General features: G+C 68.0%; 7 protein-coding genes. All 7 read right to left on the bottom strand.

Annotation, left to right across the window (positions count from 1 at the left end; genetic code table 11):
• Positions 1-185: YidB family protein (locus tag HOQ08_RS00445; protein WP_291189883.1), on the bottom strand; the 185-nt coding region annotated here is incomplete at its 3' end.
• A gap of 141 nt (positions 186-326) precedes the next feature.
• Complete coding sequence (locus HOQ08_RS00440; RefSeq protein WP_291189880.1) at positions 327-836, bottom strand: peptidylprolyl isomerase; 510 nt, start codon at positions 834-836, stop codon at positions 327-329.
• A 74-nt stretch (positions 837-910) separates the two neighbouring features.
• The gene (locus HOQ08_RS00435; RefSeq protein WP_291189877.1) at positions 911-2590 is read right to left on the bottom strand and encodes a trehalase family glycosidase; all 1680 of its coding nucleotides are present in this window, start codon (positions 2588-2590) and stop codon (positions 911-913) included.
• Positions 2587-3570 (bottom strand): alpha/beta hydrolase fold domain-containing protein, encoded by a 984-nt coding sequence (locus HOQ08_RS00430; RefSeq protein ID WP_291189874.1) that lies wholly within the window; start codon positions 3568-3570, stop codon positions 2587-2589. Before HOQ08_RS00430 ends, HOQ08_RS00435 begins: the two co-directional genes overlap by 4 nt.
• 203 nt (positions 3571-3773) lie before the next feature.
• A complete protein-coding gene (locus HOQ08_RS00425) occupies positions 3774-6050 on the bottom strand; it encodes a glycoside hydrolase family 65 protein (RefSeq protein ID WP_291189871.1) in 2277 nt (758 codons plus the stop codon).
• A 59-nt stretch (positions 6051-6109) separates the two neighbouring features.
• Positions 6110-8365, bottom strand: a complete 2256-nt coding sequence (locus HOQ08_RS00420) for a glycosyl hydrolase family 65 protein (RefSeq protein WP_291189868.1) — start codon at positions 8363-8365, stop codon at positions 6110-6112.
• A 76-nt stretch (positions 8366-8441) separates the two neighbouring features.
• Positions 8442-9189: TonB-dependent receptor (locus HOQ08_RS00415; protein WP_291189864.1), on the bottom strand; the 748-nt coding region annotated here is incomplete at its 5' end.

The raw sequence follows: 9189 nt of genomic DNA, 5'->3' as shown, positions 1-9189 counted from the left end.
ACCGGCTGGTTGGCGCCGGTGCCCACCCACGACTGGACCGCTCCGCCAAGCCCATGCTGCTGCAGCAGGCCGAGCAGGCCCTGCAAGCCACCCGCGCGCTCGATCAACTGATCGACCGCCGGCACCAGCGATGCACCACCGCCCTGCTGTCCCTGACCGCCAAGCACACTATCGAGTAATGACATGACCGTTCTCCCTGGTTGCGTAACGACTCGCGGAGCCTGCGGAGCATAGGCCTGCCTATTCCTGCGTCGGTGTGAAAACCGCGACAAAAAAACCGCCGGGACCGCCGGCGGTTTTTCCTGGCCAGGCCGTTGCGCGGGCGATCAGCCGCGGCGGTCCAGCGTCTCGTTCCATTCCTTGACGCGGTCGGCCTGGGCGGCCAGCAGCGTGTCGACGTCGCCCTCGACAGTCACCTTCTCGATGGTGTCGCCTTGGCGGATGGCGTTGACCACCTTCTGGTCGTCGCCGCCGACGACTTCGCCGAATACGCTGTGCTTGCCGTCCAGCCACGGGGTCGGGCCATGGGTGATGAAGAACTGGCTGCCGTTGGTGCGCGGGCCGGCGTTGGCCATGGACAGCACGCCTGGCTTGTCGTGGCGCAGCGAGGGATGGAACTCGTCCTCGAACTTGTAGCCGGGGCCGCCGGTGCCGGTACCCAGCGGACAGCCGCCCTGGATCATGAAGTCGTTGATCACGCGGTGAAACGAGAGCCCGTCGTAGTAGCCGCGGCGCGCCAGGTTGACGAAGCTGGCAACGGTCACCGGCGCCTTGTCCTCGTGCAGGCGCAGGTGGATCGGGCCGCGGTTGGTGTCGAACGTGACGTTGATGGCCATGGCATTCCTTGAGTTCGGGGCGAAAGGCCGGCAAGGATAACGCAGCCGCCGGCCCCCGCCAGTGAATCCCGGACTCAATGCGCCACGGGCGCTTCGGCGCTCCGTGCGGCGGCGGGCGCGGGCATGCCCTGCAGCAGCTGGTGCAGTTTGAGGTACGCGGCGTTGGTCCAGCCGAAGCCGATCACGTTGGTCTTGTAGCCGGCGGTGATCTGCACGTCGGCGTTGCCCAGCACCATGTTGTACTTCTCTCGGATGGTGCCGTCATGGGCGAAGCTGCGGTCGATGGTGGCGTTGAACTTGCCCGCCAGGCGCCGCGCGTCGTCATGGAATCCGTAGGCGTCCAACCCGGAAATAGCCAGCCAGTTGGTCGGCGCCCAGCCGAAAGGCTCGTCCCACTGCGCGCCGCTGCTGCGATCGTCCATCGCAAGGCCGCCCTTGCGCTCGAACACCGGAAGTTTTTTCGCCAGCGCGGCGGCCTGCTCCTTCGTGGCGAGCCCCGCCCACAGCGGCCAGAACGTGGTGACGTAAGGCTGCGCCGATGGCTTGCCGGCGACGAAGTCGTAGTCCATGTACATGCCCCGCTCCGGACGCCACAGGACCTTGTCCATCGCCGCCTTGCGCTTGGCCGCGGCATCGGCCCAGTGCTGCGCCTCGGCCACCTTGCCCAGTTGCAGGGCAAAGTCGTGCAGGTCGCGTTCGTAGCGGTAGAGCAGGCTGTTCAGGCCCACGCCGGCGTAGTGGTGGGTGGTGCCGCCGTAGGGGCCGAAGTGGAAGTTGGTGTCGAAGCCGGATTCGCGCATGGCGCGGTCGCCGAGGTAGTAGTCGGCGCTCAGGCGGTAGCCCTTGGACCAGGCGCCCGCGCACACCGTGGAGGCGGCGATGTCGCAGCTGCCGGTCTTGAGCTTCGCCGCCTCGGCGGCGTCCGGATGCTCGGAAGCCTTCACCAGGTAGCCGGGGTCATCCTTCGGATGGGCCAGCACCCAGTCGATCACGCCGCGGTAGTACTCGCTGCCGTGCATCTCCGGCACCGGGCCCTGCCCGAGATCGAAGTAGCGCGAAAGCCCGGTGTCGCCGGCCTGGTGTTCGGGCCGCGTCCAGATGCGGTAGTTCGCCACCGCCAGCGGATAGGCATGCACCAGCCAGGCGTGGCGCTCGGCCTCGTCCTTGAAGGCGCCGGGCGCGGCCAGCACGTCGGCGACCATGCGGCTCAGGAACGGCGGCTGCGAACGGGTCAGGTAATAGGTGCGGTTGGCGTTGAGCACGCCGCCGTAGTGCTCCACTTCGAACAGCGCGTTGTCGGTCATGTCGCGCGCCAGCGCATCGCGGTGGTCGGCCAGCAGGCCGAGCTGGATGAAATAGCTGTCCCAGCCGTACATCTCGTTGAACTGGCCACCGGGCACCACGTAGGGCCTGGGCAGGTAGAGCAGGCCTTCGGCGGGCAACGAGGAGGGCCGGAGTTCGCCCAGCCGCGTGATCCGCATGGGCAAGGTGCGCACCTCGACCTTGCAGCGCTTGGCGACCTCGTCGATGCCGGCCGGCTTGGGCAGGCCGGCCGGGAGGTAGAGCACCGGCCGCGCGTCCATCTTCGGATCGTGCAGCGCCGAGCAGTCGTCCAGCGAGCGCGTGAGCGTGCCCCACGCCTTGTGGATATAGGCCTGCGTCCTCGCCGGGTCGGGCGTCGCGGCGTTGGCCGCGACGGAAAGGACCAGCGCCGTGGCGCCGAGGAGGGAAACGGTCCGCGGACGGATCTTCATGGATGGGCTTCCTCTTGCGATGGAGCGAGATGGCGCTCGAAGAACGCCACGATGGTGCGGTAGGCCTGCTGCGACTCGGGCAGTTCGGGGTCGGAGAAGAACGAATGCCACATGCCTTCCCACACGTGCAACTCGGCCTCGACGCCCGCCTGGGCCAGCAGCGCCTGGCTGTGCACGACCGAGCCCATCGCCATGTCGCGCGTGCCGGTGATCAGCAGCGTCGGCGGGAACTGCTTGAGCAGCGCAGGCGAGAGCCCCGGCTGCACCATGGGGTCGTCCGCGTTCGCGCCCCGGAAGTACGGAAGCGCCAACAGTTGCAGCGGATGCGCCGGCACGCCCTGCCCGTTGAGCAGCGGCCCCACATAGGCGCTGTCGCCGTCGATCGTGACCAGCGAACCGCAGAAGGTGCCGATCGCACCCGGCACCGGCAGCTTGTGCGCGATGAATCGCGCCACTGCCTCGCCGGTGAGGATGCCGCCGGCGGAGCAGCCGTAGATGCCGATCTGCTTAGGCCCATAGCGCTTGAGCAGTTCGCGGTAGACCGCCTCGACGTCCTCGCTGGCCGCGGGAAACGCATGCTCGGGGCCTTGCCGATAGTCGAGCGTGATCACTTCGATCCGGCCCAGGCTGGCGATCGGGATCGCCTCGACCAGGCCGCCGCTGCCCGCGCCCCACAGGAAGGCGCCGCCGTGCAGGTTGATCAGCACGCGATGACGGTTGGCCGGGCTCACGCCTTGCGCAGGCAGCACCGCGTCCGCACCGACGCCGGCGATGGTGACATGGCGGACGGTTACCGGATAGAGCTTGCGCATGCGCGCCGCGCGGTCGCTGTTGAGGCGGCCGTAGAAGGCGCGGCTCTGCTCGATCGGCGCACCCAGCGGCGGCGCCTTGGCGCTCGCGGCGAGCATCTTCGGAAAGAACGCGCGCGCCTGCGGCGAGGCGAAGGTCGAGTACGGAATGGCCACGGACGCCGCGGTCACCGTGCCGTCGGGCCGCACGTCCTTGCCGTCACTCGCTTGCGCCGCGAAGCACGCGAGGCCCAGCAGGCAAACGAGCAGGAACTGGGCAAACCGGAACCCCGCGCCCCTCCCGGCATGCAGGGAACCGGGAGCGACGCGACGATCCCGCCGACCTCCTCCCCATCCCTTCATGCAGGCAAGGGCAGGACACCGCTCCCATGCGTTCATGGCGCGCCCTCCGCGGGCCGGCGCGTGAGGACGACCTTGCCGTCGCGATCGCGGCCGACGGTGATGTCGTAATACGCGCCGCGCAAGGCGACGTGCGTCAGCGTGAAGGAATGCCACGTGCGCGGCAGCATCGGTGGATAAGCCTGCACCAGTCCCGCCTTTTCGAGGCGCAGCCCGGTGAAGCCGTAGACGATGTTCTGCAGCATGCCGCCCGCGGCGGTGAGGAAGTAGCCGGTGTTGTTGGTGGCGGTTTCGGTGCGCACGCCGAACGGCGGCTTGATCACGTCGGCGGTGACGTTGCGCTGGAACCACGCGCCGGCAGCATCGGTGTTGCCCTGTGCGGCAGCGGCGATGGACATCGGCGACAGGCCCATGCTGTTGAGCGGCTGCTGCGAGCGCTCGATCAACTGCGTCGCGTAGTCGAAATCGTTGCGGCGCACGTCGGCGCCCATCGGCACGTCCAGCGAGGGGTAGGCCAGGGCGGGCACGGCGGTGTCGCCCCATGCGTCGATGTCGTGAGCGACGCCGGGGTCGAAATCGAGGTGGCGCCGGTCCTTCTCGGAGAACGGAATGTACAGGTGAGCGGCCACCTCGGCCCAGTGCGGGTCCGCCTGCGCGCCGACCACGGCGGCAGCGGCCGTGGCGATGTCCAGCGCCTTGCGCGCCGACGCGTTGGTGAAGGTGTCGTTGGGCACGTCGTTGTACGCCTCCAGCACGGAGGTGACGTGATGGATCTCATAGCGCTGCCTGGCAGCGACGTAGGTGGCGCGGCTGACCCAGAAATCGGCGACGTCGCGGATCACCGGCCAGCCGTAGTGGGCCAGCCAGTCACGGTCGCCGCTGGCGAGGTAGTACTGCCACTGCGCGATGGCGACATCGGCGTTGACGTGGATCTCGCGTTCGCCAAGCGCACGGGCGGAGTACGGCACCTGCTCGGTGCCGTACTGCGGATCGGCTTCCCAGGGGAACTTCGCGCCGCGCAGACCGGCCGCCTTCGCGCGCGCCTCGGCCGCCGGCAGCGTGCGCACGCGGAAGTTCACCAGCGACTCGGCACGACGGGGATGCAGCAGCAGCAGCGCCGGAAAGACCCAGGTGTCGCTGTCCCAGAACACGTGGCCGGCGTAACCGCCCGTCATGCCACAGCCACCAGTCGCCCAGGCGGTACCGGGGGTGGTGTTGGCGAGCAGGTAGTAGAGGTCGGCGTGGACGATGCGTTGCGCCTGGTCGTCGCCATCGATGCGCACGTCCGATTTCCACAGCGCGTGCCAGGCCGCACGATGCGCGTCGACCAGGTGGTCGAAACCGTTCGCGCGCGCAGCGCCGGCCAGTGCCAGGTCGTCCGCAGCATCGCCGCCCCAGCCTTCGCGCGAGAAGGCGACGAACTTGGTGAAGGCGTAGCTGTGGCCCTTGCGCACACGCGCCTTCAGGTTGAGTGCGAGGCGATACGGGCTCTTGTGGATGGCGGCGTCGGTGACCGTGAGTCCGGCGGGCAGCCCGACGGTCACAGCCTCGGCCATGCGCAGCCCTTGCTCGGCGCGGCCGTCGAGCTGCAGGGTCAGGCCCTTCGCGTCGCCGGTGGCGTCCAGCACATGGGTATCGCCCAGATACCACATGGCAGCGCGGTCGGGAGTGGACGGTGCGACCGGTTCGATTTTCAAGCCGTGCGCCACCAACGCCTCTGGCATCTCATCGCCGCTTATCCGGCCGAGCGGCAGGCGCGGCTGGTGCGGGGCCCAGAGATTGAGCGCGAACGACAACTGCACCTCGCCATCGAACTCGGGAGTGATGCGCAGCTGCGTAGCGGCGAGGTGCGGTGCGGCCTGGCTGACCAGGGTCGTGACCTCGACCTGGGTGATCCTGGCGCCGTCGACGTAGCGGTAGCGCGTGGTCAGCGTGGCGTCGTGCAGGTTCAGCACCTGGCGGTAGTCCTGGAAATGCGCCTCGTCGAGATTGACCTGGTTGAGCCAGGACTGGCCGGCATGCGTGGGCCCGGTGCTGTAGTCGATCTCGGTCCAGCCGGGAATCGCCGCGGGACGCGAGATGTCGTCCCTGGCGTAGTCCATGAACGCGACGAGCGTGGAAGGGGTGCCCTCCGTGCCGCGCGGCGAGGTCGTGGTCGACAGATAGCCGTTGGCTAATTGGCCCGGGAAGTAGCTGGCCCAGTTCTTCGACGAGGCGGCCAGCAGGAAGCCGGTATCGGTGGCGAAGACAGGTGCGGAAAGGGCGAGGACAAGGCAAGCGAGCAGCCGCAGCAGCCATCGACCGGCAGACACCCCGGCCTTCCTGCCTGTCGGCCAGCAAGCCACAGGGCGCCCGCTAGTCGTACCCCCCCTCATGGCGACACCTTGCGCACCAGCCGGACCTTGCCGTCGGCGCCGCGCTCAACCTTGAGGTCATAGCGCTGCCCACGGAAATGCACGTTCTTCAAGGTCAGCGCGTTCCAGCCCGGCGGCAGCACCGGCGCGTACTTCTCGCTCAGGCCCTCGTCATCGATGCGCAGCCCGGTAAGGCCGTAGAGCATGCTCTGCAGGAAACCGGCAGAGGTGGCGAGGATGTAGCCGGCATTGTTGGCCGCCGTCTCGGTGCGCACGTTGAACGGAGGCTTGAGGAAACCGACCAAGTTGCGCTCGATCCATGCGCCCGCGGCGTCGGCGTCGCCCAGTTCTGCGGCACCCACGGCGAGCATCACCATCATCATTTCGTTGGGATCGTCGCCATGGCTCTTCAGCTCCTGCAGCTGGAAGCGGAAATCGTTGCGGCGCACCTGCGGCGACATCGGCAAGTCCAGGTTCGGATACATCAGCCAGGCCAGCGAGGAGCCCATCCAGGTGATCTTGTCGTGCGGCACCGACTTATCGAAGTCCAGGTGCCGTTGTTCCGCGTCGTCGAACGGGATGTACATCTTGGCGGCGATCTCGCCCCAGCGCGGGTCGGCCTGGGCGCCCACGATGCCCGCGGCCTTCACCGCGATCTGCAGCGCCTTGCGTGCGGCGGCATTGGTGAACGAGTCGTTGGGCACGTCGTTGTAGGCCTCGTCGGGCGAGGTGACGTGGTGGATCTCGTAGCGGTCGTGCGCCTTGTCGTAGGTGACGCGGCTGGTCCAGAAGGTGGCGATGCCCTCCAGCACCGGCCAGGCGTGCGTCTTCAGCCAGTCCTTGTCGCCGGTGGCCAGGTAGTACTGCCACTGCGCGATGGCGACGTCCGCGTTGACGTGCACCTCGCGGTAGACCTCCCAGGCGAAGTGCGGCGTGACGTCGACGCCGGTCTGCGGATCGGCCTCCCATGGATACATGGTGCCCGCCACACCGTATTGCCTCGCGCGTGCGCGCGCCGGCTCGGTGGTGCGGGCGCGGAACGCCACGATCGGCTTGGCGCGTTCCGGGTGCAGCAGCAGCAGCGCCGGGAACACCCACGAGTCGCTGTCCCAGAAGGCGTGGCCGGCGTAGTTGGGCGTCAGCGCGCAGGCGCCCATCGGCCAGGCCGTGCCCACGGTGGAATTGGACAGCAGGTAGTAGAGGTCCGAATGCACCGCCTTCTGCACGGCCGGGGCGCCGTCGACCACGATGTCGGATTGCCACAGCGCGTGCCAGGCGGCCTGGTGGTCGGCCAACAGACGGTCGAAGCCGGTCTTGCGCGCGGCAGCCGCGAGAGCGAGGGCGTCCTGGTCGTCGCCCCAGCCCTCGCGCGTCATCGCCAGGTACTTGGTGAAGACGTAGCGCCGGCCCTTGTGCAGCGTCGCGGTGATTTCCAGCGAGAGCCGGGTGGGTGTCTTGTCGAGCTTCACCGCGCCGGGCTTCAGGCCCGCGGGCAGGCTGATGGCTGCGGCCTCGGCCATTCCCAGGCCTTGTTGTGCCCTGCCCTTCAACCCGAGCGTCAGCGCGCTGGTATCGCCGTCGCTGGAAAGCACGCGCGTGTAGCCCGGATACCACACCGGCGCGCGGTCGGGCGTGGGCACCGGCTTGTTGTCCAGGTTCTGCCCGCTGGCGATCACCGCGGCGATCATCTCCTCGCCTTCCATGCTGGCGATCGGAAAGCGCGGCTGGTGCTCGGACCACAGCCGCAGCGGAAAGCTCAGCTGCACCTGGCCGTCGAACTGCGGCGTGATGGCGATGCGCGTGGCCGCCAGGTGCGGCGAGGCCTGGCTGACGAAAGTGGTGACCTCGATGTCGCTGGCCTTGTTGGCATAGGCGAAGCGGTAGCGCGTGGTCAGCGTGGCGTCGTGCACGTCCAGCGTCTGCGCGTAACCCTGGAAGATGCCGACGTCCAGCCGCGTGCGGTTGAGCCAGCCGCCGCCGGGGTTGTAGTCGATCTCGCTCCAGCCGGGGATCGCCGCCGGGCGCGAGATGTCGCCCGGCTTGTAGTCCATGAACGCGACCATGTACGCGGCGTTGGGCTCGGTGCCGCGCGGCGAGGTCATGGTCGAGAAGTAGCCGTTGGCGAGGTAGCTCGGAAAGTAGCTGCCGAAGTCCTTCGCCGTGGCGGTGAAGAGGAAGCTGGGGTCGGTGGCCGCAAAGGCCGGGGCCGCGCCGGCCGCGACGAAGAGGAATGCGACCGGAAACAGAAGGGCAAACAGGCGGCCTGGCTTCATCGCGCCTCCGATGGAAGAACGGAAAAAAAAGCGCCTGCACCCGCCACAAGGGCGGGCACAGGCGATCCGGGGTGGATCAGAACATGTACTTGACCTGCAGATTGACCTCGCGGCCCTCCAGCGGCCGGGCGAGGATCACGCCGGTGGTGCCGGCGGCCGAGCCGAAGATGCGCGAGTTGCTCTCGGTCAGGCCCAGCTCGTTGGTGATGTTGGTGCCCTGCAGGCGCAGCTGCCAGCTCTGCTGGATGTTGGCGACGATGCCGAAATCCCAGGTGTGGTAGCTGCCCAGCTGCTGCAGGCCGGAGATGTCCTGCGTATGTGCGCCGACGTGGGTGAAGGTCACGAAGGCGAGCACGTCGCCCCAGCTGAACGGGATCTTGTAGCTGGGCGTGAACATGTAGCGCACCTTCGGCTGGCGCTGCAGCTGTACGCCGTCGATCAGTGCGCAGCCGTTGCCGGCCACCGGGTTGGTGTAGGGCAGGCACGAGTTGTTGTGCGAGTAGTGGCCGTCCAGGTAGTTGCCGACCAGCTGGAACTTGAGGTTCTCGATCGGGCTCCAGGCGGTGTTGAGGTTCACGCCCTTCGAATCGGAGCCGTAGGTGCTCTGCGGGCCGTTCGGCACGCCGGCCGCGTCGGTGGGCTGGTACAGCAGGCCGATGAACTGGCGATGGTAGGCGCTGATGTCCAGGAACCACTGCTCGCTCTGGTATTTGAAGCCGCCTTCGAAGTTCTGGACCATCTGCATCGGCGCGGTGTTGCCGGTGGTGTTGCCGCGGATGCCGTTGTCGAAGTCGTCGAAGTGCGCACCGCGGTTGGCGCGCACG

Origin of the sequence: Frateuria sp., assembly GCF_013362045.1 — a bacterium.
Taxonomy (GTDB): Bacteria; Pseudomonadota; Gammaproteobacteria; order Xanthomonadales; family Rhodanobacteraceae; genus Frateuria_A.
Note: the sequence above shows the minus strand (reverse complement) of the source record. Positions and strands in the feature narration are given on the sequence as shown.